The sequence below is a fragment of the Paracoccus sp. TRP genome (assembly GCF_000185925.1).
Classification (GTDB): Bacteria; Pseudomonadota; Alphaproteobacteria; order Rhodobacterales; family Rhodobacteraceae; genus Paracoccus; species Paracoccus kondratievae.
In genome coordinates this window covers 173,763-193,405 of record NZ_AEPN01000002.1, presented here as the reverse complement: position 1 = coordinate 193,405, position 19,643 = coordinate 173,763, and the positions used below count along the sequence as shown (strand labels likewise).

Genomic DNA, 19,643 nt, shown 5'->3' with positions numbered 1-19,643 from the left:
CCTTTCCACTGGCGCGGATATACCGGGGGAAACAGCGAAGGGAAAGCGCGATGATCCGGGCGCTGGGGATGATGTCGGGAACCTCGCTTGACGGGGTGGATGCGGCGGTGATCGAAACGGACGGTCAGCGTATCGCTGGTTTTGGTCGCAGCACGTGGCGCGGTTATTCGGATAATGAGGCGGGGTTGCTTCACGCCGCGCTTGGCCAATGGCCGGGCGGGCCTGATGTGGCCGAGGCCGCTGCGCTGTCCGTTGCGGCCCATGCGGCCTTGGCCGAAACCTTTCCCGAGGCCGAGCTGGTCGGCTATCACGGCCAGACGCTTGCCCATGATCCGGGCGGTCGTGGCACACATCAGGCCGGAGACGGCGCGGCACTCGCGCAACTGCTTGACCGGCCCGTGGTGTGGGATTTCCGTTCCGAGGACGTGCGACAGGGCGGCGAAGGCGCGCCGCTTGCCCCCTTTTTCCACTGGGCCTGCGCGGAATGGGCAATGGGGCAGGGGCTTTTGCCGCGCGCGCCGGTTGCGTTTCTGAACCTTGGCGGCGTCGGCAACCTGACACTGGTTGATCCAGCCGCTGCATCGCCCGAGGCACCGGGGGGCTGTATTGCCTTTGATACCGGCCCCGCCAATGCGCCGATCAATGACCTGATGCGCGCCCGTCACGGGCTGGCAAGGGATGAGGGCGGTCAGCTTGCGTTGCAAGGCACGCCCGCCGAAGAGGTTATCGCCCGTTTCCTGTGCGATCCCTATTTTGCCCGACCGGTGCCCAAATCGCTTGATCGCGACGCCTTTCCCGCTCTTGTGGCCGAGGTCGCGGGGCTTTCGGATGCCGATGCGGCGGCGACTCTGACCCATGCGGCGGCGGCGGCGGTGGCGGCGGGGCTGGCGGCGCTGACCCCGGTGGAACGGGTGCTTGTCTGCGGTGGCGGGCGTCACAATGCGGCGATGATGGCGGCGCTATCTGCAAGGCTGCCTGCCCATGTCGCGCCGGTCGAGGACGCGGGGCTCGACGGGGACATGCTTGAGGCGCAGGCCTTTGGCTGGCTCGCAGTGCGGGTGTTGCGGGGGCTGCCGACCTCGGGTCCTGGCACCACGGGTGCACCCGGGCCGGTTTGCGGTGGTCGCATCAGCCATCCGCGCCGTCGCTAAAACGGGACCGGGTGACGCCACCGCTCACGGGCGGATTTCCGCCTTGTGATCATTCCAGCACCACTCTGGGGGGAACGATGCCTCTGACAGGGGCGTTGGACGAACGTAATGACGGCGCGTGCGCCGTTCGAGACAACGACAACCGGAAAGGACAACGTCCATGAAACCTCTTGTCATTGCTGCCACCACGCTGGCCCTTGCCGGTCCTGCCTTTGCGCAAACCGAACCGGCGACGCTGCCCGTGACTCCGGCCGAGCAGGCTCAGGACGCCGCTACCGCAGCCGAGAATGCTGCTGATCAGGCCATGCAGGCCGCCGAAGACGCTGGCGCTGCCGCAGCCGATGCGGCAGACGATGCTGCCGGGGCTGCTGCTGAAGCGGCGGCCGAGGCAGGCGATGCCGCGGGTCAGGCCGCGGATGCCGCCGCCGACGCTGCGGCCGAGGCGGGTGACGCGGCCGCCGATGCTGCGAATGACGCGGCGGATGCCGCGACCGGGATGGGCGATGCCGCTGCGGATGCCGCCACTGATGCGGCCGAGGATGCTGCCGCGGCGGCTGATAGTGCCGCTGACGCCGCCGCCACTGCTGCGGACGACGCTGCTGCCGCGGGAGAAGCGGCTGCCGAGGCTGTGGTCGCTCCGCCCGACGTCAATCCGCCCGCGATTTCCGAGGCTGATCCCGGCGTGTTGTCGAGCTGGCTGACCAGCCGTCGCATCTGGACCACCAACCAGCCCTCGACCACCGAATGGGTTGATCCTGCGGTCGAAGAGCGTCCGGCCGAATGGCAGGACATCGCCAAGGTGAACGATATCGTGCTGGATGATTCGGGCCAGGTCGTCGGCTATATCGCCGATATCGGGGGCTTTTTGGGAATCGGTGCCAAGAAAGTGCTGCTTGGCAAGGATGCGATCCATCTGGTGACCATCGGCAATGACACTTTCTTTGCCACCAATTACACCAAAGCCGAGCTCGAGGCGCTGCCCGATTTCGACGTAAAGACCGTGCGAAAGTAAGGCCGCACACCTTTTCTGACACAAAGCGGGGCGCCTTTCGGGGCGCCCATTTGTTTTTTGCACAAGATCGGCCTTGACGCCACGCGCCCCCATGCGTAAACCCCCTCGCACCCCGGACGGCGATCCGGGGAAAGTGGTCTGCGCGGTTGTAGCTCAGTTGGTTAGAGTACCGGCCTGTCACGCCGGGGGTCGCGGGTTCGAGCCCCGTCAACCGCGCCACCACCACATATATCGCCGAAACGATGCGCGGTTGTAGCTCAGTTGGTTAGAGTACCGGCCTGTCACGCCGGGGGTCGCGGGTTCGAGCCCCGTCAACCGCGCCATCTTCTCTCTGATATCCCAGAATTTTTTCGATCCGCGCAAGTACTGCCTTGCTACAGGTTTTCCGCCGCCTGCAGGCGTGAACGGCGACAGCGTTTGCCACGCTGAGGTTGTCGCTAGGGGCTTTTCAAGCCGTCCCAATTCCCTATGCTGGCCCCCAAGCACGACGGAGGACGCCATGGCACGCGGAATAGATTACGGCGGAATGATGCATCGGGCCATGCAGCGGCTGATTGCGGATGTGCTGGACTCGGTGGCGCGTGAGGGGCTGCCCGGTGAGCATCATTTCTTTATCACCTTCGACACCCGCGATTCGGACGTGCAGATGGCTGACTGGCTGCGCGAGCGTTACCCCGAGGAAATGACCATTGTGTTGCAGCACTGGTTTGACAATCTCTCGGTAACGCCGGATGGGTTCAGCGTCACGCTGAACTTTGGCAACTCGCCCGAGCCGCTTTACATCCCCTTTGACGCCCTGCGGACCTTTGTGGACCCCTCGGTCGAATTCGGCCTGCGGTTTGAAAACCACGAAGAAGACGAGGATGAAGAGGAAGAGGCCGAAGAGGCCACCCCCGAAAAGCCCGATGACGATACTCCAAAGGGCGGTGCCGAGGTGGTCAGCCTCGACAAATGGCGCAAATGATTCCGCACCAGCCTGAACGTCACATCACTGTAACGGCCAGGTAATAAAGGCGGAGACCGGCTTGCTAGCAGGAGGTTTCCGCTTGTCCGATCTGTCGCTGTTTCTTGGCCAATTCCTTCGCCGTCCCTCTGAAATCCGTGCCATCGTTCCAACCGGGCGCGCAGCCGCGAATGAGATGGCGCGGCCCGTCACCCGGCAGATGGAGGCCGTGGCCGAAATCGGCGCGGGCACCGGCACAATCACCCGCGCCATTCTTGCGTCGGGCCTGTCCCCTGAACGGCTGGAGCTTTATGAGCTGAACGCCGCGTTCTGCGACCGGCTGCGCCAACGCTTTCCCCGTACCGTTGTCCACAACCTGCCTGCGCAAGAGATGGTCAACGTCGGGTACCGGGAACTGGATGCAGTGATCTCGGGCGTGCCGACGTTGCTGATGCCTGATGCATTGCAAGCGGCAATCGTAGGTGCGGCATTGTCGAGGATGAAACGGGGCGCGCCTTTCGTGCAGATCACCTATGGTCCGCGGCCCCCGCTGTCCGAGGTGGTGCGGGCGCGCTTTAACCTGACCCATGTGAAAAGCCCTAGAATCTGGGCGAATTTGCCCCCAGCCCGCGTCTATGTCTTTCGTCAGGGAGCATGAGCGCTAACTGCATACTTTCGCATACTATTTGCGAATCTGGCGCTTCGGGGCTACAAGGCCGGCAAAATCGCAAGGGGTATCCGACATGACCAAGACCCGCACCGAAACCGACAGCTTCGGCCCGCTGGAGGTTCCTGCCGACAAGTACTGGGGGGCGCAGACGCAGCGTTCGATCCTGAACTTTCCGATCGGCTGGGAAAAACAGCCTGTGCCGATCATCCGGGCGCTGGGCATCATCAAACAGGCCGCGGCCGAGGTGAACATGGCCATGGGCAAGCTGGACCCGGCGATCGGCAAGGCCATGGTGCAAGCTGCCTCGGAAGTGGTTGCAGGCAAGTTTGACGACAACTTCCCGCTGGTCGTCTGGCAGACCGGTTCGGGCACCCAGTCGAACATGAACGCCAACGAGGTCATCAGCAACCGCGCCATCGAAATCCTTGGCGGCGAGATGGGCTCGAAAAAGCCTGTTCACCCGAATGATCATGTGAACATGGGGCAGTCGTCGAACGACACCTTCCCGACGGCCATGCATGTGGCCATCGCCCTTCAGGCACGTGACGTGCTGCTGCCCGGTCTGGAAAAGCTGCACAAGGCGCTGGTCGCCAAGGCCGAGGAGTTCAAGGACATCATCAAGATCGGACGCACCCACACCCAGGATGCGACGCCGCTGACGCTGGGTCAGGAATTCGGCGGCTACGCCCACCAGGTCGCCAAAGGGATCGAGCGTGTGAAAGCCGCGCTTGGCGATATCTATGAACTGGCGCAGGGCGGCACGGCGGTCGGTACCGGGCTGAACACGAAAAAGGGCTGGGACACGTCCATCGCGGCCAAGATCGCCGAGATCTCGGGCCTGCCCTTTGTCACCGCCCCGAACAAGTTCGAGGCTTTGGCTGCCCATGACGCGATGGTCATGTTCTCGGGCGCGCTCAAGACGGTGGCGGCATCACTGTTCAAGATCGCCAACGACATGCGCCTGCTGGGTTCGGGGCCGCGCTCGGGTCTGGGCGAACTGATCCTGCCCGAGAACGAGCCCGGCTCGTCGATCATGCCGGGCAAGGTGAACCCCACCCAGGCCGAGGCCCTGACCATGGTCTGCGCGCATGTGATGGGCAATGATGCTGCCGTCGGTTTTGCCGGCAGCCAGGGCCATTTCGAACTGAACGTCTATAACCCGATGATGAGCTACAACGTCCTGCAAAGCATGCAGCTTCTGGGCGATGCAGCTTCGTCCTTTACCGATAATATGGTCGTCGGCACGCAGGCGAATATCGCCCGCATCGACAAGCTGATGAAGGAATCGCTGATGCTGGTGACGGCGCTGGCTCCGACCATCGGCTATGACAATGCGACCAAGGTGGCCAAGACCGCGCATAAGAACGGCACCACTCTGCGCGAAGAGGCGATCAACCTGGGCTTTGTCGATGGCGAAACCTTTGACCGGATTGTCCGCCCCGAGCAGATGATCGGTCCGGAAGACTGAAATTGACCAGCCCGGATTCCGGCAAGGTCATCAACCTGCGGGCGGCGCGTAAAACCGCCGCCCGTGCGGCTGCGCGTCGTCAGGGTGAAGAGAACGCAGCGAAATTCGGTCGCAGCAAGGCGGCCCGGCTGGCCGAAGAACAGGCGGCCGAACGTATGGCCCGTCATCTTGACCAGCATCGCCGCGACCGGCCAGAGGACGCCAATGACTGATCGGCCGCCGCTGTTGCTGCCGGTCCTGACGGCCCCGGTCAAACGCTCGGTCACCATTGGCGGGCATCGCACCTCGGTCAGTCTGGAAGAGGGGTTCTGGCGCGAGCTGCGCGATCTGGCCCGTGAGAGCCAGCGCACTACCGCCATGCTGATTGCTGAAATCGACGCTGCGCGCCCGCCCGAAGTGGGGCTTGCCACCGCGCTGCGGTTATATGTGCTGGCCGCGCTAAGGCAAAAGCTTGCAGGACTGGGGAGTGCTGACTAAAAGCGCCTGCAATACATCCACAGGATTTGGACAGAACCATGGCAGGCCATTCCAAATGGGCGAACATCCAGCACCGCAAGGGGCGGCAGGATGCGATCCGCTCGAAGCTGTTCTCAAAGCTGGCCAAAGAGATCACCGTCGCCGCTAAGATGGGCGATCCCGACCCGGAAAAGAACCCGCGTCTGCGGCTTGCGGTCAAAGAGGCCAAGACGAACTCGGTCCCCAAGGACGTGATCGAGCGCGCGATCAAGAAATCGCAAGGCGGCGACGCCGAGAACTATGACGAAATCCGTTACGAAGGTTACGGCCCGAACGGCATCGCCATCATCGTCGAGGCGATGACGGACAACCGCAACCGCACCGCATCGAATGTGCGCAGCTATTTCACCAAACATGGCGGCGATCTGGGTCAGACCGGCTCGGTCAGCTTCATGTTCGACCGCAAGGGCGAGATCTTTTACAAGCCCGAAGCAGGGGACGCCGATACGGTGATGATGGCCGCGATCGAGGCCGGGGCCGAGGACGTCGAAAGCGATGAAGATGGCCACTGGATCTACACCTCGGATACCGATCTGGCCGAAGTCTCGCAGGCGCTTGAGGCCAGTCTTGGCGAATCTGAACACTCCAAGCTGATCTGGAAACCGCAGGCCCCGACCGAGGTCGATCTGGAAACCGCCCAGAAGCTGATGAAGCTGATCGAGGCGCTGGAAGACGACGACGACGTCCAGAACGTCACCGGGAATTTTGACATTCCCGAGGATGTCGCCGCCCAGCTTTGATCCTTTCCCTGCGTCGGAAAGTCAAAACGGATCAGGGTCGCAGGTCTGCTGCGGCCCTTTTTCTTATCTCGGCGGTCAGAGGGGCGAGTGCCGGGGCCATCGCGCGTTGCACATGCCAGTACAGCGGCACGTCCAGCGGCAGATCAGGGCGCAAAGGCTGCATGCGGCCTGCACGTAGCGCCAACTCAGCCATGGTTTCGGGAATCATGCCCCAGCCAAGGCCAAGCTCGACCGCGCGGGCAAAGGGCTCGGATGCCGGGATCAGGTGGCCCGGGACATGCAGCCTGCGGCCGGTGGCAAGCTGTACCCAGCGCGATTGCAGCGCATCCTTGGCATTAAAGATGATGGCCGGGGCGGTGCGCAGGCTGGCCTCGGTCACGCCGTCGGGGAAATAACGGGCGATGAAATCGGGTGTCGCCAATGCGAGATAGCGCATATTTCCCAAGGCGATTGCGTCACAACCCGGTACCGGTACCGGCTCGGATGAAATCGCGCCCGAGACCTGGCCCTGCCGCAGCCAGTTGCGGGCATGGTCCTGATCATCGACCACCAGATCGTAAAGCAAGGGCAGCGCCGTCAGCACGGGCAGAAACCAGGTCGCAAGACTGTCGGCGTTCACCGCAAGCCGCAGCACCGCCGGCCCGCCAGCCGGGCGCAGACTGGCCGCGAGTGTGCTTTCCAACAGTCGCACCTGATCCAGATGCTGCATCAGTCGCAAACCTGTTTCGGTCCCTGTCGCGGGTGGTCCGCGATGGATGAGCACCTGTCCCAGCCGCTCTTCCAGCCCTTTGATGCGCTGCGACACGGCTGAGGGCGTTACGCCCAGTGCCGCTGCCGCCGCTTCGAAACTGCCGCGGCGGATGATTTCGGCAAGGGCGGACAGGGCCGCGTAGTCCATCATTAGAATACCTGAATCTACATAAGGATTTTGAGTTTGCCTGAACGACAGCCTTGGAGCAAGACAACGGGCACAAAGGAGAAAACCATGAGTGCCTATCTTGCCGGTCTGGGAACCGGGCTGTCGCTGATTGTTGCCATCGGGGCGCAGAATGCCTTTGTGCTGAAACAGGGGCTGATGCGCCGGCATGTGCTGGCGACCTGCGCATTCTGCTCGCTTTCGGACGCCATCCTGATCGTTGCAGGGGTGATGGGGGCAGGGGCGCTTGCTGCCCGGGCGCCGTGGTTTTTGCAGGCCATGCGCTGGGGTGGGGCGGCTTTTCTGATCATCTATGGCGCGCGTGCCTTTCGTGCCGCATGGCGGGGTGGCGAGGCCTTGCAAGCCGGGTCGGGAAGGACGGCCGGGCTGGGGGCCACGCTGCTGGTGCTGGCAGGGCTGACCTGGCTGAATCCTCATGTCTGGCTGGACACTGTGGTGCTGCTGGGCTCGGTCTCGGCTTCATGGGATAGCAAGGCGGGCTTTGCGTTCGGGGCTGCCTCGGGCTCGGTGCTGTTCTTTTTCGCGCTTGGCTATGGCGCGCGTTGGCTGTCCCCGCTGTTTGCGCGCCCGGTCGCGTGGAGGGTGCTTGACGCGCTGGTGGGGGTCATCATGTGGTCAATTGCGCTGGGGCTGATCCTTAACGGCTGAGCCTTGCGCTGCCCCGTCTTAGAGGGCAAGGCTGGCCGGATGATCAGGCTTTCTCAAGTCACTCGCAGCGAGTTGTCGGGTATCCTGTGGATGCTGACAGCTGGCCTGTGCTTTGTCGGTGTCAATGGTACGGTGCGCTGGCTGGGGCAGGACCTGCCCGCTGCTGAAAACGCCTTTATCCGCTTTGCCTTTGGCCTGTTGTTCCTGATCCCGGTACTGTGGCCGGCGCTGCGACAAGGTTTTGCGCCGCGTGTCTGGGCGCTGTTCACCCTGCGCGGGGCGCTGCATGTTGTGGCGGTGATCCTGTGGTTCTATGCCATGGCTCGCATCCCGGTGGCCGAGGTCACCGCCATTGGTTTCTTAAACCCGATCATGGTGACGCTGGGCGCGGCCCTGCTGATGGGAGAGCGGATTTCCTGGCGGCGGGGGCTGGCCATCGGTGTGGCGCTGGCGGGGGCGATGATTGTGCTGCGCCCCGGCTTTCGCGCGCTTGAATCGGGGCATTTCGCCCAGCTTGGTGCGGCGCTGACCTTTGGTTCTTCTTATCTGGTGGCGAAGCGGTTGTCAGAGCTGGTGCCGGCAACCGTAGTCGTGGCGATGATGTCGCTGACAGTCTGCGTCGGTCTTGCACCGATTGCGGCCCTGGTCTGGATACAGCCGACGCTGGTGCAATATGCCGTGCTGGCCTGCACGGCGGTCTTTGCGACGGCCGGGCATTATGCGATGACCCGCGCCTTTGTCGCTGCGCCGCTGACAGTCACCCAGCCGATAACCTTTTTGCAGCTGATCTGGGCCAGCCTGCTTGGGGCGCTGGCCTTTGGCGAGCCGGTCGAGATCTGGGTGCTGCTCGGTGGCGCGATCATGATCGGTGCGATCAGCTATATCACCTGGCGCGAGGCGCGGTTGCGTCAGCGCGCGATCACACCTTTGGCGGGCGCGACGCGGGAAAGCTGAACATGCCCCCACAATCGCGCCGCCAAGGGCGGTCTTAATGCTCGACAGCCCCGCCGCCTTTGCCGGGCTGGGCGACCAGCCGCGACATGATCCCTTGCCGCGTCACCCGTCCGCCGCCCTGCAGGGGCAGGGCATCTGCCTCGGTCTCGGTCATGTGCTGGATGATTTCGCGCACCGGGGTTTCGCGGTCGAGGGGCTCACCCGGGGCGTCGCCGCCTTCGGCCACGTCCTCGGCTGTCAGCACTGCCAGAGGGTTCATATGGGCTACGAAGTCCTCGACATAGGCGTCGACCGGATTGGCGATGATTTCGCGCGCGGTGCCGACCTGAACGATGCGGCCGCCCTCCATCAGCGCAATGCGGTTGCCGATACGGAACGCTTCATCAAGGTCATGGCTGACAAAGATGATCGTGCGGCGGAAACGTTCCTGCAGTTCCAGCAGCTCATCTTGCAGCCGGTTGCGGATCAGCGGATCAAGCGCCGAAAAAGGCTCGTCCATCAGCAGGATCGGCGCTTCGGTTGCAAAGGCGCGGGCAAGGCCGACGCGCTGTTGCATCCCACCCGACAGATCACCGACCTTGCGTTCGGCCCATTCAGTAAGGCCGACGGTCGCAAGCTGCGCATCGACGCGCTTGCGGCGTTCGGAGACCGGGATGCCCGCCAGTTCCAGCCCCAGCCCGACATTTTCGCGCACCGTGCGCCAGGGCAACAGGCCGAACTGTTGAAACACCATGGCGATACGTTCGCGCCGCAGTCGCCGCAGTTCGGCCCCCGAGGCTTTCGTGACCGAGGCCATGCGGTCCCCGTCCCAGATCCGCACCTCGCCGCGGCAAACCGCGTTAAGCCCGTTCACTGCCCGCAAAAGCGTGGATTTGCCCGAGCCGGACAGACCCATGAGCACAAGGATTTCGCCCTCGCGCACGGTAAGCGAGCAGTTGTGCACGCCAAGCACCTGACCGGTTGCGGTTTTGATCGGGCCGCGATCAAGCCCCTGATCCATCAGCGGCAGAGCAGCCTGGGGCGAGTCCCCAAAGACGATATTTACATTGTCGAATTCGACGGCATTGCGGGCGGCTTGCATGTCTTTCGTCGTCCCCTCAGTCATCGCGTTCCCTTACCCGCAACATGCGGTCCAGCATGATGGCGACCACCACGATGATGGAGCCGCTTTCAAAACCCAGCGCGGTGTTCACGCTGTTAAGCGCCCGTACCACCGGCACGCCCAGACCCGAGGCGCCGACAAGCGCCGCGATGACGACCATGGAAAGCGACAGCATGATGGTCTGGTTCAGGCCGGCCATGATCTGGGGCAGGGCCGAGGGCAGTTCGACTTTCCACAGAAGCTGGCGGGGGGTTGCGCCAAAGGCGGTGCCTGCCTCGACCAGTGATTGTGGTGTCGAGCTGATGCCCAGATGGGTCAGCCGGATCGGCGCAGGCAGTACAAAGATCACCGTGGCGATCAGGCCGGGCACCATGCCGATGCCGAAAAAGACGATGGCGGGGATCAGATAGACAAAGGTCGGCAGCGTCTGCATCAGGTCCAGAACCGGGCGCATCCATGCGTAAAGCCGGGGCCGATGTGCGGCAGCGATACCCATGGGTACGCCGATTGCCATGCAAACCACGCAGGCCGACAGCACCAGCGTCAGCGATTGCATCGTCGGATCCCAATATCCTTGGTTCAGGATAAAGAGAAAGCCCAGAGCGACCAGCAGGCAGGTCTTCCAGCTGCGTTGCAGGACCCAGGTCAGGGCTACAGCCAGCAGAGTAAAGATCAGCGGATGGGGGAATTCAAGCGCATGCAGAATGCCGTTGATCAGCCCGTCAAGTACTCGTGAGATGAAGTTGAAGACCACCGCGGCATGGGCGTTCAGCCAGTCAAAGATCGCCTTGGCGGTCTTGCCCACCGGGATCTTTGTGTCGGTCAGATATGCGGTCAGTTGGTCCATGCGTCCCTTTCTTTCTGCCAACGGGGATGATCAGACGCCCGGACGCCGCCCTGAAAAATCAGGCTGCGACAGTGTGGCTCGGGCGGGAACTCCCGGCAAGGGTGGATGAAGAATAGTAGTAAAGGCGGGGCAGGGCGGCCAGGGAGACGGGGCCCGCCCTGCCGTCCTTTACTTGGACAGGGCCGCTTCCAGCGCAGCAATGGCATCGCCGCCATCAACGGTGGTCACACCCTCAAGCCAGGGTTTGGCCGCATCTGGGTTCGCCTTCAGCCATGTGCTGGCCGCTTTCATGGGATCGGAACCGTCGTTCAGGATCAGGCCCATGACCTCGCTTTCCATCGGCAGGGTGAATTCGAGGTTTTGCAGGAATTTGCCCACATTGGGACATTTCTCGACATAGCCGGCGCGGATATTGGTATCGACACGGGCACCGCCGAAATCGGGGCCAAAGACATCATCTCCGCCGCCCAGATAGGTCATCTGGAACTGCGTGTTCATCGGATGCGGTTCCCAGCCCAGAAAGACCACCGGTTTGCCCGAACTGTCGGCGCGGGCGACCTGGGCCAGCATCCCTTGTTCGCTGCTTTCGACCACTTCGAAAGTGCCAAGGTCAAATTTGTTCTCGGCTACCATTTCCAGCAGCAGGCGGTTGCCGTCATTGCCGGGCTCGATCCCATAGATCTTGCCGTCCAGCGCGTCCTTATGAGCGGCGATCTTGCTGAAATCGTCGATGCCGAGTTCGGCGCCGGCCTTGTTGGTCGCCAGCGTATATTTCGCCCCGGTCAGGTTTGAGCGCAGCACCTCGACCGTGCCGGCGTCGCGATAAGGTTTGATATCGTTTTCCTGACTGGGCATCCAGTTGCCCAGAAAGACGTCCACGTCATCCTTGGCCATGGCCGTATAGGTGACGGGCAGGGACAGGATCTTGGTCTCGGTCTCATATCCCAGTGCTTGCAGGACGTTTGACGCCAGCGCCGTGGTGGCGCTGATATCGGTCCAGCCGACATCCGAAAAGACGATCTTGCGGCACTCGGCGGGTTCTTCTGCCGCTGCCGTTCCTGCCGTGGCGAGCGAAGCTACGAGCCCGGCAGCAAGGGCGGCGGTGGTGCGGCGAAATGTCATCTTGTTCTCCCTGGTTTGTTGACTGGTGCGTCAATTAAGGCTTTTATTGATTGACGAGTCAATCAAAGATCTGCCAGATGCGGGTCTTCCACGCGAATTTTGAAGCCGAACGGCGAAATGGTATCCTGAGCATGCCCAAAGTTGGTGCAGAACCTATCCGAAAGGCCGCATTAATCAACGCCGCTATCGTCACAGTGGGGCGAGCGGGCTCGCTTGATGTGACCGTGGCGCAGATTGCGCGCGAGGCTGGGATGTCCTCGGCGCTGGCCCATCACTATTTCGGTTCGAAAGAGCGGATCTTTCTCGCCGCAATGCGACATATCCTGACGCAATATGGCCTTGCGACCCGCGCGGCGCTGCGTGGGGCGACAGTCCCGCGTGAGCGTCTGAACGCCATCGTGGCGGCCAGTTTCGACAGTGTGAACTTTGAACGCGACACCATTGCCGCCTGGCTGAATTTTTACGCGCTGGCGCTGGTCGAACCCGAAGCGGCGCGCCTTTTGCGCGTCTATCACCGGCGGCTCAACTCGAACCTGATGGTGGCGCTGCGGCCTCTGGCGGGCGAGGGGGCCAGGCGCATTACCCGTACTCTTGGGGCGCTGATCGACGGGCTTTATCTGCGCGCGGCGCTTTCGAATGACGCGAATGCCGCCGTCGCTGAACGTATGACGTTGGACTATCTGGAAAAGGTGCTGCCATGAGCCATGACGCGCAACCGCAGGCGAGCCTCTATATCGACGGCGCCTATGTCGAGGGTGAGGGCGAGGCGCTGCCCGTTCACTATCCCTATACCGGCGAGACGATTGCCACTCTGCGCGAGGCGAGCCGCGATCAGGTTGCCCGCGCCACCGCCGCCGCAGCAGCAGCCCAGCCGGCATGGGCAGCCCTGCGCCCGGTTGAGCGTGGCCGGGTGCTGATTCGCGCTGCCGCGATCATTCGTGAGCGTGCCGAAGAACTGGCCCGGCTGGAGACGCTGGATACCGGCAAACCCATTCAGGAAACCCGTGTCGCTGACTGGCCTTCGGGGGCGGATGCGCTGGAATATTTCGGCGGGCTTGCTCCCACTGTCACCGGGCAGATGATCCCGCTTGGCGGTGATTTCGTTTATACAATCCGCGAGGCCTTGGGGGTCTGCGCCGGGATTGGTGCGTGGAATTATCCCAGCCAGATCGCCTGTTGGAAAGCCGCGCCCGCGCTGGCGATGGGCAATGCGATGGTGTTCAAACCCAGCGAGGAAACGCCGCTTGGCGCGTTGAAACTGGCCGAGATCTTGACCGAGGCGGGCTTGCCCCCTGGCATTTTCAATGTGGTGCAAGGGCGCGGCGCTGTGGGTGCAGCACTGGTGACGGACCCGCGTGTGGCCAAGGTTTCGCTGACCGGATCGGTCGCAACGGGCCAAAAGGTCTATGCCGCCGCAGCCGAGGGCATGCGCCATGTGACCATGGAGCTTGGCGGCAAGTCGCCGCTGATCGTTTTTGACGACGCCTCTCTTGATGATGCGGTGGGTGCGGCGATGCTGGCGAACTTCTACTCTTCGGGGCAGATCTGTTCGAACGGGACGCGTGTCTTTGTTCAGCGTGGCATTCTGCCGGCATTCCTTGATCGGCTGGCCGAGCGTGCGGGCAAGATCAGGATCGGCGATCCTTTGGATGAAGAAACCCAGCACGGCCCTATCGTCAGCCCGGCACAGGCCGCCAAGATTCGCGCGGCAATCGAGCGCGGCCGTGAGGAAGGCGCCCGGCTGGTCTGCGGCGGCGCGGGCGAGGGGGCATTCATCCCGCCGACAGTCTTTGCCGATGCCAGTGACGAGATGTGGATCGTGCGCGAGGAAATCTTTGGGCCGGTCATGTCGGTTCTGTCTTTTGAGACCGAGGAAGAGGCGGTTGCGCGCGCCAATGCCTCACCCTACGGGTTGGCAGCGGGGGTCTTTACCCGCGATCTGGCGCGCGGACATCGGGTTGCGGCGGCGCTTGAGGCAGGGACGACCTGGATCAACGCCTATAACCTGACCCCGGTCGAGGCGCCCTTTGGCGGGGTCAAGCTGTCCGGGATCGGGCGCGAGAACTCGGCGGCGGCCATCGAGCATTATTCGCAACTGAAGTCCGTCTATGTCGGCACGGGAGGGGTTGATGCGCCTTACTGACCGGCGTCGCGCCTGTGCTCGCGCAGGCATGGATATTTTTACACGGAAGAAATCAGCAGGTTTGGCCAAGGAGGGACAGGCATGATCCCGGATTATGTGATCGTCGGTGCAGGTTCTGCCGGCTGCGCGCTGGCCTATCGCCTGGTGATGGCGGGCAAGCGCGTTGATATCATTGAATATGGCGGCAGTGACATCGGCCCCTTTATCCAGATGCCTGCGGCGCTGTCCTATCCTATGAACATGCGCCGCTATGACTGGGGCTTTTCGACCGAGCCTGAGCCGCATCTGGGCGGGCGGCGGCTGGTGACCCCGCGCGGCAAGGTGATCGGGGGGTCCTCTTCGATCAACGGCATGGTTTTTGTGCGTGGCCATGCCAAGGATTATGATTTCTGGGCTGAAAGCGGTGCGAACGGTTGGGCCTATGCCGACGTGCTGCCCTATTTCAAACGGATGGAAACCTCGCACGGGGCGGTCAGCGATTATCGCGGCACCGAGGGGCCGCTGCATGTAACGCGTGGTTCACGCAAGAACCCGCTGTTTAACGCATTCATCCGTGCCGGACGCGAAGCCGGCTATCCGATGACCGAAGATTACAACGGCGCCCGTCAGGAAGGCTTTGGCGCCATGGAGGCGACGATCTGGGAGGGCCGGCGCTGGTCGGCGGCCAATGCCTATCTGCGCCCGGCGCAGGAAACCGGCCTTTTGCGCCTGCGGCGCGGCCTTGCTCAGCGGATTATTATCGAGGATGGCCGGGCGGTTGGTGTTGAGGTTAAAAATACGCGCGGTATCAATGTATTCCGCGCAAAACATGAAGTGATACTTTCAGCAAGCTCGATCAATACGCCCAAGTTGCTGATGCTGTCGGGTATCGGCCCGGCCGAGCATTTGCGCGAGCATGGAATTGAGGTTCTTGCGGATCGCCCAGGCGTTGGTGCGAACTTGCAGGATCACCTTGAGATCTACATGCAATATACTGCGACCAAGCCGGTCACGCTTTACAAGCACTGGAACCTTTGGGGGAAGGGCTCGATCGGGGCGCAATGGATGGCGACCGGGACCGGGCTTGGCGCCTCGAACCAGTTTGAAAGCTGCGGTTTTATCCGTTCGCGCGCCGGGGTCGAATATCCCGATATTCAGTATCATTTCCTGCCGCTTGCCGTGCGTTATGACGGGAAAGCAGCGGCCGAGGGGCATGGTTTCCAGGTCCATGTCGGGCCGATGCGTTCAAAATCGCGCGGCACGATCCGGCTGAAATCGGCCGATCCCAAGGAGGCGCCCGAGATCCGCTTTAACTACATGTCGCACCCGGACGACTGGGCTGAATTCCGTGCCTGCGTTCGGCTGACGCGCGAGATTTTCACCCAGCCTGCCTTTGCCGAATACAAGGGCTATGAGATCCAGCCCGGCGAGGCAGTGGTGTCGGACGAACAGATCGATGCATTCATTCGCGACCATGCCGAGTCGGCTTTTCATCCTTGCGGTACGGCACGGATGGGGCGGGCGGATGACCCGATGGCGGTCGTTGATCCTGAATTGCGGGTGATTGGCGTCGAGGGGCTGCGGGTTGCCGACAGCTCGATTTTCCCGCGCATCACCAACGGCAACCTCAACGCCCCTTCGATCATGACCGGCGAAAAGGCCGCCGATCATATCCTAGGGCAGGGAATGTTGCCGCGGCTGAATCTTGGGCCGGAAATCCCGGCGGATTGGCAGGAAAAGCAACGTACCGAATGGGTTACGGGCGCTTCTTCGAGTCTTTAATCAAATCGGCAAGCCCGGCAAAGGGCTTGCGCGGCTCTTCTTTTTCTTCTTTGGGTTCAGGGGCGTCGAGAGCGGCCCCCCGGGCGCGGGGATAAAGAGGCAGAGCCAGTGTCAGCGCCTCGACCATGATTGCCTCGACGTCGATGAACTGGCCAAGGGGTTCGACATCCTCGTCCGGCATCTCGACCTCTTCGCCTTCGGGCGAATCGACATGGGGCGAGAACAGGCGGTGGACCTCTTCCTGCAGATTCGTCGCCACCGGAGCGAGTGTGACCACACAGGGTTGTACGACGCGCGCCGAAAGCGTCCCGGTCACCTCCCAACTGTCATTCGCGATGGCGCGAATGCTGCCGGAAAAGCGCAGCCGGGGCAGGGCATTGATTCCCAACTCATCCGCCAGCGCATCGCGGGCGGTGGTATCTGGGGCCAACGCGAACTCGGTCGGCTGCCGGGGGTTCAGATGCGCCACGCGGAAGCGGCTCTGCGGGGCTGGGGAAGTGGTCATCGGTGGCCTTTCGCGGGCAAATCTGCCCTTGGTCTGGATATTCTTGAGCGTGAGGCACGAGTTTGCTAAGCCGGTCGAGCGGCGTCAACAGGCGCGTAAGGGGACAGAGAGAAGATGAAGATTTCCAGGCGGCAACTCATGGGTTTTGCGTTGGCCGCACCTCTTGGCCTTTCCGCCTGTCAGGCCACTTATCGCAACCATGGTTATGTTCCCCCCGAGGAGCAGCTGGCCCAGGTCGTTGTTGGCCAGACCACGCAAGCCGATATCGAGGGGCTGCTGGGCCGGCCCTCGGCGCAGGGGCTGTTGACCGGCTCGGCCTGGTATTACGTCGGCTCGCGCTGGCAGTTCTACGGTCCGCGTGAACCGCGCGAGATTGACCGTCAGGTCGTGGCCGTCAGCTTTGCCGAGAATGGCGTCGTCAGCAACGTCGAGCGGTTTGGGCTTGAGCGCGGGCAGGTCGTGGTGCTGTCGCGTCGCGTCACCGATGCGGGTGTGAGCAGCCTTGGCCTGATCCGTCAGCTGCTGGGCAACGTTGGTCGCGTGCAGGCCAGCGACTTCCTGCGCGACTAGACCCAAGGCAAGGTCCGATGTGCGAGGGGGTGGCGCCGTCAGGGCGCCCCTTCGCCGGTCTCGCCTTCGGGCACAAAGCGCAGCGCAACGCCGTTGATGCAATAGCGCAGCCCGGTGGGCGGAGGCCCGTCGGGAAAGACATGGCCCAGATGTGCGTCGCAGCGATGGCAGCGTACCTCGGTGCGGATCATGTCGTGGCTAAGGTCCAGATGTTCGTCGATATTGCCGCCGGGTCGTGAAAAACTGGGCCAGCCGCAATGGCTTTCGAACTTGGCATCCCCCTCAAAAAGTCGCGCCCCGCAGCATACGCATGCGTAATGTCCAGGGCCGTTGGGAAAGCCCGGATGGGAAAAGGGCCGCTCGGTCCCGGCCTGCCGGGTGACGCGATAGGTCTCGGCGTCCAGCTCGGCCCGCCACTCGGCGTCAGTCTTAAAAATCCGGTCTGCCATCTTCCTGTTCAATCCTGCTTTGCTGTTGTTACAAGATAGGTGCAGGATGGGCGGTAGAAAAGCCGGATCGGGGCCGGTCCATGGATCGGACAAAGATGTGAACATGGCATTGCGCAAAGGTCGTTTCGAGGTCGTATTCGCCGAAAGCGCCGAGGATATCCGCGCAGCACAGCGTCTGCGTTGGCTGTGTTTCCTGCGCCGCGGGCATGATGGCCCCGCGACCGAGGGCGCGCTGGACGCCGATGATTACGACGAAGGCTGCGATCATGTACTGATTCGCGAACGTGCCAGCGGCTCTATGGTTGGCTGTTTTCGGATGCTGACCCTTGCGGGAGGGGCCGAGATCGGGCGCAGCTATTCGGCCCGGCATTACAATCTGTCGCGGCTTAGCGGCTTTCAGGGCCGGATGGTCGAGATCGGCCGTTTTTGCATTCATCCTGAATGGCACGATCCTGATATCCTGCGGCTGGCCTGGGGTGCGCTTGCCCGGCATGTCGATGAGCAGAAAATAGAGATGCTGTTTGGCTGCTCCAGCTTTGTCGGCACTGATGTTCATGGCTATGAGGATGCCTTTGCCATGCTGCGTGAGCGGCATCTGGCCCCGAAACGCTGGCTGCCGCGCGTCAAAGCGCCGCAGGTATTCCGTTTCGCCCGCGCGCTGAGGCTGCGCAAACCCGATCCCCGGCGGGCGATGGAGGCGATGCCGCCGCTCTTGCGCTCATATCTTGCGATGGGGGGCTGGGTCAGCGATCACGCGGTGGTGGATCGCCAGCTGGACACCTTGCATGTGTTCACCGGGCTTGAAATCCGGGCCATTCCTCCCGCACGGGCGAAACTCTTACGCGCGGCCGGGGCATAGGGCACCTTTGCATCTGGCGGGAAAACCTCCTATCTGCGCGGGCATGAGCGACAGATTCCAGTTTTCCGTGCTGGCCACTGATGGCCGTGCCCGTACCGGTGTGATCAACACGCCGCGCGGCGATATCCGCACGCCTGCCTTTATGCCGGTGGGCACTGCTGCCACGGTCAAGGCCATGATGCCCGAATCGGTGCGCGCCACCGGCGCGGACATTCTTCTGGGCAATACCTACCACCTGATGCTGCGTCCCGGCGCCGGGCGTATTGCCCGGCTGGGCGGGTTGCATCGCTTTATGAACTGGCCTCGTCCGATCCTGACCGATTCGGGGGGCTTTCAGGTCATGTCGCTGTCGAGCCTGCGCAAGCTGACCGAAGATGGGGTGACCTTTTCAAGCCATGTCGATGGCTCGAAGCATTTTCTGTCGCCTGAAACGAGCATGGAGATCCAGCGCCAGCTTGGCTCGGATATCGTCATGGCCTTTGACGAATGCCCGGCCCTGCCTGCTTCCGAGGAAGAGGTCGCGAAATCCATGCGCATGTCGATGCGTTGGGCGCAGCGCTCGCGCGACGCTTTCGGCGATCGGCCGGGCCATGCGCTGTTCGGGATCATGCAGGGCGGCGTGACCCGTGAATTGCGCGAGGAAAGCGCCGAGGCGCTGAAATCCATCGGCTTTGACGGCTATGCCATCGGCGGTCTTGCCGTAGGCGAAGGGCAGGAGGCGATGTTCGGCGTGCTCGACTATGCCCCCGGCTGCCTGCCCGACGACAAACCCCGCTATCTGATGGGCGTGGGCAAGCCTGACGATATCGTCGGCGCTGTCGTGCGCGGCGTTGATATGATGGACTGCGTTCTGCCCTCGCGCTCGGGGCGGACGGGGCAGGCATGGACCCGCCGTGGTCAGGTCAATATCAAGAACGCGCGCCATGCCGACGACCCCCGGCCGCTGGACGAAGCCTGTACCTGCCCGGCCTGCACCGGATATTCGCGCGCCTATCTGCACCATGTCTTCCGCGCCGGAGAGATGATCTCGGGCATGTTGCTGACCTGGCATAACCTGCATTACTTCCAGGAGTTGATGGAGGGGCTGCGTCAGGCCATTGCTGCGGGAACATTGGCCGAGTTCGTGACCGAATTCGAGGCAATGCGGGCACAGGGCGATATCGAACCGTTATAATATGTCGGGTAGAGCCTTGAAATCTCGTGATGCTGCGATATCCCGAAAGAATCGCAGGCGGCACCCCGCCAC

The 19,643-nt window shown here is 62.6% G+C and carries 22 protein-coding genes and 2 tRNA genes; 18 read left to right on the top strand and 6 right to left on the bottom strand.

The genetic code is table 11. The annotated features are described in order from the left end of the window. Nucleotides 1-50 precede the first annotated feature (50 nt). The 10 genes from PARACOCCUSGL_RS0102215 (at nucleotide 51) to PARACOCCUSGL_RS0102170 (ending at nucleotide 6,500) form a co-directional block, all read left to right on the top strand. Nucleotides 51-1,151, top strand: coding sequence for an anhydro-N-acetylmuramic acid kinase (locus tag PARACOCCUSGL_RS0102215; protein ID WP_010392581.1), 1,101 nt, complete (start codon nucleotides 51-53; stop codon nucleotides 1,149-1,151). A 160-nt stretch (nucleotides 1,152-1,311) separates the two neighbouring features. Further along, nucleotides 1,312-2,163 (top strand): PRC-barrel domain-containing protein, encoded by an 852-nt coding sequence (locus tag PARACOCCUSGL_RS0102210; protein WP_010392579.1) that lies wholly within the window; start codon nucleotides 1,312-1,314, stop codon nucleotides 2,161-2,163. Between the two features lie 142 nt (nucleotides 2,164-2,305). Next, nucleotides 2,306-2,382: transfer RNA gene (locus tag PARACOCCUSGL_RS0102205), tRNA-Asp, on the top strand. A gap of 27 nt (nucleotides 2,383-2,409) precedes the next feature. Next, nucleotides 2,410-2,486 (top strand) — tRNA-Asp (locus tag PARACOCCUSGL_RS0102200). 176 nt (nucleotides 2,487-2,662) lie between these two features. Next, on the top strand, nucleotides 2,663-3,127 hold the full coding sequence (locus PARACOCCUSGL_RS0102195; protein WP_029371339.1) for an SspB family protein: 465 nt from the start codon (nucleotides 2,663-2,665) through the stop codon (nucleotides 3,125-3,127). An 82-nt stretch (nucleotides 3,128-3,209) separates the two neighbouring features. Beyond that, nucleotides 3,210-3,764 carry a class I SAM-dependent methyltransferase gene (locus PARACOCCUSGL_RS0102190; RefSeq protein WP_010392575.1) on the top strand — a complete coding sequence of 185 codons (555 nt, stop codon included), beginning with the start codon at nucleotides 3,210-3,212 and terminating at the stop codon, nucleotides 3,762-3,764. 85 nt (nucleotides 3,765-3,849) lie between these two features. Continuing rightward, on the top strand, nucleotides 3,850-5,244 hold the full coding sequence (gene fumC, locus PARACOCCUSGL_RS0102185; RefSeq protein ID WP_010392574.1) for a class II fumarate hydratase: 1,395 nt from the start codon (nucleotides 3,850-3,852) through the stop codon (nucleotides 5,242-5,244). Nucleotides 5,245-5,246: 2 nt separating this feature from the next. Then, nucleotides 5,247-5,456: a DUF4169 family protein gene (locus PARACOCCUSGL_RS0102180; protein WP_010392572.1), complete on the top strand. Its 210-nt coding sequence runs from the start codon at nucleotides 5,247-5,249 to the stop codon at nucleotides 5,454-5,456. Continuing rightward, the gene (locus PARACOCCUSGL_RS0102175; protein WP_010392570.1) at nucleotides 5,449-5,721 is read left to right on the top strand and encodes a ribbon-helix-helix domain-containing protein; all 273 of its coding nucleotides are present in this window, start codon (nucleotides 5,449-5,451) and stop codon (nucleotides 5,719-5,721) included. The genes PARACOCCUSGL_RS0102180 and PARACOCCUSGL_RS0102175 overlap by 8 nt, the downstream gene beginning before the upstream one ends. Before the next feature lie 38 nt (nucleotides 5,722-5,759). Continuing rightward, nucleotides 5,760-6,500: a YebC/PmpR family DNA-binding transcriptional regulator gene (locus PARACOCCUSGL_RS0102170; protein WP_010392569.1), complete on the top strand. Its 741-nt coding sequence runs from the start codon at nucleotides 5,760-5,762 to the stop codon at nucleotides 6,498-6,500. 31 nt (nucleotides 6,501-6,531) lie between these two features. Here the strand turns inward: PARACOCCUSGL_RS0102170 and PARACOCCUSGL_RS0102165 are convergent, their stop codons facing one another. Continuing rightward, nucleotides 6,532-7,401 carry a LysR family transcriptional regulator ArgP gene (locus PARACOCCUSGL_RS0102165; RefSeq protein WP_029371334.1) on the bottom strand — a complete coding sequence of 290 codons (870 nt, stop codon included), beginning with the start codon at nucleotides 7,399-7,401 and terminating at the stop codon, nucleotides 6,532-6,534. An 84-nt stretch (nucleotides 7,402-7,485) separates the two neighbouring features. Between PARACOCCUSGL_RS0102165 and PARACOCCUSGL_RS0102160 the strand changes: the two genes are divergently transcribed. Both PARACOCCUSGL_RS0102160 and PARACOCCUSGL_RS0102155 read left to right on the top strand, forming a co-directional pair. Then, nucleotides 7,486-8,085 carry a LysE/ArgO family amino acid transporter gene (locus PARACOCCUSGL_RS0102160; protein WP_010392566.1) on the top strand — a complete coding sequence of 200 codons (600 nt, stop codon included), beginning with the start codon at nucleotides 7,486-7,488 and terminating at the stop codon, nucleotides 8,083-8,085. 39 nt (nucleotides 8,086-8,124) lie between these two features. After that, entirely contained in the window at nucleotides 8,125-9,039 is a 915-nt protein-coding gene (locus PARACOCCUSGL_RS0102155) for a DMT family transporter (protein WP_029371332.1), read from the top strand. Between the two features lie 34 nt (nucleotides 9,040-9,073). Here PARACOCCUSGL_RS0102155 and choV read toward each other — a convergent pair whose 3' ends face one another. From choV to PARACOCCUSGL_RS0102140, 3 genes are all read right to left on the bottom strand, one after another. Then, on the bottom strand, nucleotides 9,074-10,144 hold the full coding sequence (gene choV, locus PARACOCCUSGL_RS0102150; RefSeq protein ID WP_227493350.1) for a choline ABC transporter ATP-binding protein: 1,071 nt from the start codon (nucleotides 10,142-10,144) through the stop codon (nucleotides 9,074-9,076). Further along, the gene (gene choW, locus PARACOCCUSGL_RS0102145) at nucleotides 10,137-10,988 is read right to left on the bottom strand and encodes a choline ABC transporter permease subunit (RefSeq protein WP_010392559.1); all 852 of its coding nucleotides are present in this window, start codon (nucleotides 10,986-10,988) and stop codon (nucleotides 10,137-10,139) included. The genes choV and choW overlap by 8 nt, the downstream gene beginning before the upstream one ends. Before the next feature lie 168 nt (nucleotides 10,989-11,156). Beyond that, the gene (locus PARACOCCUSGL_RS0102140; RefSeq protein ID WP_010392557.1) at nucleotides 11,157-12,110 is read right to left on the bottom strand and encodes a choline ABC transporter substrate-binding protein; all 954 of its coding nucleotides are present in this window, start codon (nucleotides 12,108-12,110) and stop codon (nucleotides 11,157-11,159) included. A 131-nt stretch (nucleotides 12,111-12,241) separates the two neighbouring features. On the opposite strand from PARACOCCUSGL_RS0102140, the gene betI reads away from it, so the two are divergent. The 3 genes from betI (at nucleotide 12,242) to betA (ending at nucleotide 16,014) form a co-directional block, all read left to right on the top strand. After that, a complete protein-coding gene (gene betI / locus PARACOCCUSGL_RS0102135) occupies nucleotides 12,242-12,811 on the top strand; it encodes a transcriptional regulator BetI (protein ID WP_029371329.1) in 570 nt (189 codons plus the stop codon). Next, on the top strand, nucleotides 12,808-14,253 hold the full coding sequence (gene betB / locus PARACOCCUSGL_RS0102130) for a betaine-aldehyde dehydrogenase (protein WP_010392553.1): 1,446 nt from the start codon (nucleotides 12,808-12,810) through the stop codon (nucleotides 14,251-14,253). The genes betI and betB overlap by 4 nt, the downstream gene beginning before the upstream one ends. Before the next feature lie 81 nt (nucleotides 14,254-14,334). Next, complete coding sequence (betA, locus tag PARACOCCUSGL_RS0102125; protein ID WP_010392550.1) at nucleotides 14,335-16,014, top strand: choline dehydrogenase; 1,680 nt, start codon at nucleotides 14,335-14,337, stop codon at nucleotides 16,012-16,014. Here the strand turns inward: betA and PARACOCCUSGL_RS0102120 are convergent. After that, a complete protein-coding gene (locus tag PARACOCCUSGL_RS0102120) occupies nucleotides 15,989-16,519 on the bottom strand; it encodes a DUF177 domain-containing protein (RefSeq protein WP_010392549.1) in 531 nt (176 codons plus the stop codon). The genes betA and PARACOCCUSGL_RS0102120 overlap by 26 nt on opposite strands. Nucleotides 16,520-16,657: 138 nt before the next feature. Here PARACOCCUSGL_RS0102120 and PARACOCCUSGL_RS0102115 point away from each other — a divergent pair, with 138 nt between their 5' ends. Then, nucleotides 16,658-17,089, top strand: a complete 432-nt coding sequence (locus tag PARACOCCUSGL_RS0102115) for an outer membrane protein assembly factor BamE (RefSeq protein ID WP_010392547.1) — start codon at nucleotides 16,658-16,660, stop codon at nucleotides 17,087-17,089. A gap of 38 nt (nucleotides 17,090-17,127) precedes the next feature. On the opposite strand, the gene msrB is transcribed toward PARACOCCUSGL_RS0102115, so the two are convergent. Then, nucleotides 17,128-17,538 carry a peptide-methionine (R)-S-oxide reductase MsrB gene (gene msrB, locus PARACOCCUSGL_RS0102110; protein ID WP_010392546.1) on the bottom strand — a complete coding sequence of 137 codons (411 nt, stop codon included), beginning with the start codon at nucleotides 17,536-17,538 and terminating at the stop codon, nucleotides 17,128-17,130. A 103-nt stretch (nucleotides 17,539-17,641) separates the two neighbouring features. Between msrB and PARACOCCUSGL_RS0102105 the strand changes: the two genes are divergently transcribed. Further along, nucleotides 17,642-18,397 (top strand): GNAT family N-acetyltransferase, encoded by a 756-nt coding sequence (locus PARACOCCUSGL_RS0102105; RefSeq protein ID WP_040601627.1) that lies wholly within the window; start codon nucleotides 17,642-17,644, stop codon nucleotides 18,395-18,397. 43 nt (nucleotides 18,398-18,440) lie between these two features. Next, complete coding sequence (gene tgt / locus PARACOCCUSGL_RS0102100; protein WP_010392542.1) at nucleotides 18,441-19,571, top strand: tRNA guanosine(34) transglycosylase Tgt; 1,131 nt, start codon at nucleotides 18,441-18,443, stop codon at nucleotides 19,569-19,571. Nucleotides 19,572-19,643 lie beyond the last annotated feature (72 nt).

What these genes read in the sequence shown, in the direction of transcription:
- tgt (WP_010392542.1), top strand. Translation starts at nt 18,441, where the DNA reads ATGAGCGACAGATTCCAGTTTTCCGTGCTGGCCACTGATGGCCGTGCC.
- PARACOCCUSGL_RS0102155 (WP_029371332.1), top strand. Translation starts at nt 8,125, where the DNA reads ATGATCAGGCTTTCTCAAGTCACTCGCAGCGAGTTGTCGGGTATCCTG.
- PARACOCCUSGL_RS0102215 (WP_010392581.1), top strand. Translation starts at nt 51, where the DNA reads ATGATCCGGGCGCTGGGGATGATGTCGGGAACCTCGCTTGACGGGGTG.
- fumC (WP_010392574.1), top strand. Translation starts at nt 3,850, where the DNA reads ATGACCAAGACCCGCACCGAAACCGACAGCTTCGGCCCGCTGGAGGTT.
- PARACOCCUSGL_RS0102210 (WP_010392579.1), top strand. Translation starts at nt 1,312, where the DNA reads ATGAAACCTCTTGTCATTGCTGCCACCACGCTGGCCCTTGCCGGTCCT.
- PARACOCCUSGL_RS0102115 (WP_010392547.1), top strand. Translation starts at nt 16,658, where the DNA reads ATGGGTTTTGCGTTGGCCGCACCTCTTGGCCTTTCCGCCTGTCAGGCC.
- PARACOCCUSGL_RS0102165 (WP_029371334.1), bottom strand. Translation starts at nt 7,401, where the DNA reads ATGATGGACTACGCGGCCCTGTCCGCCCTTGCCGAAATCATCCGCCGC.
- betB (WP_010392553.1), top strand. Translation starts at nt 12,808, where the DNA reads ATGAGCCATGACGCGCAACCGCAGGCGAGCCTCTATATCGACGGCGCC.
- choW (WP_010392559.1), bottom strand. Translation starts at nt 10,988, where the DNA reads ATGGACCAACTGACCGCATATCTGACCGACACAAAGATCCCGGTGGGC.
- PARACOCCUSGL_RS0102140 (WP_010392557.1), bottom strand. Translation starts at nt 12,110, where the DNA reads ATGACATTTCGCCGCACCACCGCCGCCCTTGCTGCCGGGCTCGTAGCT.
- PARACOCCUSGL_RS0102175 (WP_010392570.1), top strand. Translation starts at nt 5,449, where the DNA reads ATGACTGATCGGCCGCCGCTGTTGCTGCCGGTCCTGACGGCCCCGGTC.
- betA (WP_010392550.1), top strand. Translation starts at nt 14,335, where the DNA reads ATGATCCCGGATTATGTGATCGTCGGTGCAGGTTCTGCCGGCTGCGCG.
- choV (WP_227493350.1), bottom strand. Translation starts at nt 10,144, where the DNA reads ATGACTGAGGGGACGACGAAAGACATGCAAGCCGCCCGCAATGCCGTC.
- PARACOCCUSGL_RS0102170 (WP_010392569.1), top strand. Translation starts at nt 5,760, where the DNA reads ATGGCAGGCCATTCCAAATGGGCGAACATCCAGCACCGCAAGGGGCGG.
- PARACOCCUSGL_RS0102120 (WP_010392549.1), bottom strand. Translation starts at nt 16,519, where the DNA reads ATGACCACTTCCCCAGCCCCGCAGAGCCGCTTCCGCGTGGCGCATCTG.
- PARACOCCUSGL_RS0102195 (WP_029371339.1), top strand. Translation starts at nt 2,663, where the DNA reads ATGGCACGCGGAATAGATTACGGCGGAATGATGCATCGGGCCATGCAG.
- msrB (WP_010392546.1), bottom strand. Translation starts at nt 17,538, where the DNA reads ATGGCAGACCGGATTTTTAAGACTGACGCCGAGTGGCGGGCCGAGCTG.
- betI (WP_029371329.1), top strand. Translation starts at nt 12,242, where the DNA reads ATGCCCAAAGTTGGTGCAGAACCTATCCGAAAGGCCGCATTAATCAAC.
- PARACOCCUSGL_RS0102160 (WP_010392566.1), top strand. Translation starts at nt 7,486, where the DNA reads ATGAGTGCCTATCTTGCCGGTCTGGGAACCGGGCTGTCGCTGATTGTT.
- PARACOCCUSGL_RS0102105 (WP_040601627.1), top strand. Translation starts at nt 17,642, where the DNA reads ATGGCATTGCGCAAAGGTCGTTTCGAGGTCGTATTCGCCGAAAGCGCC.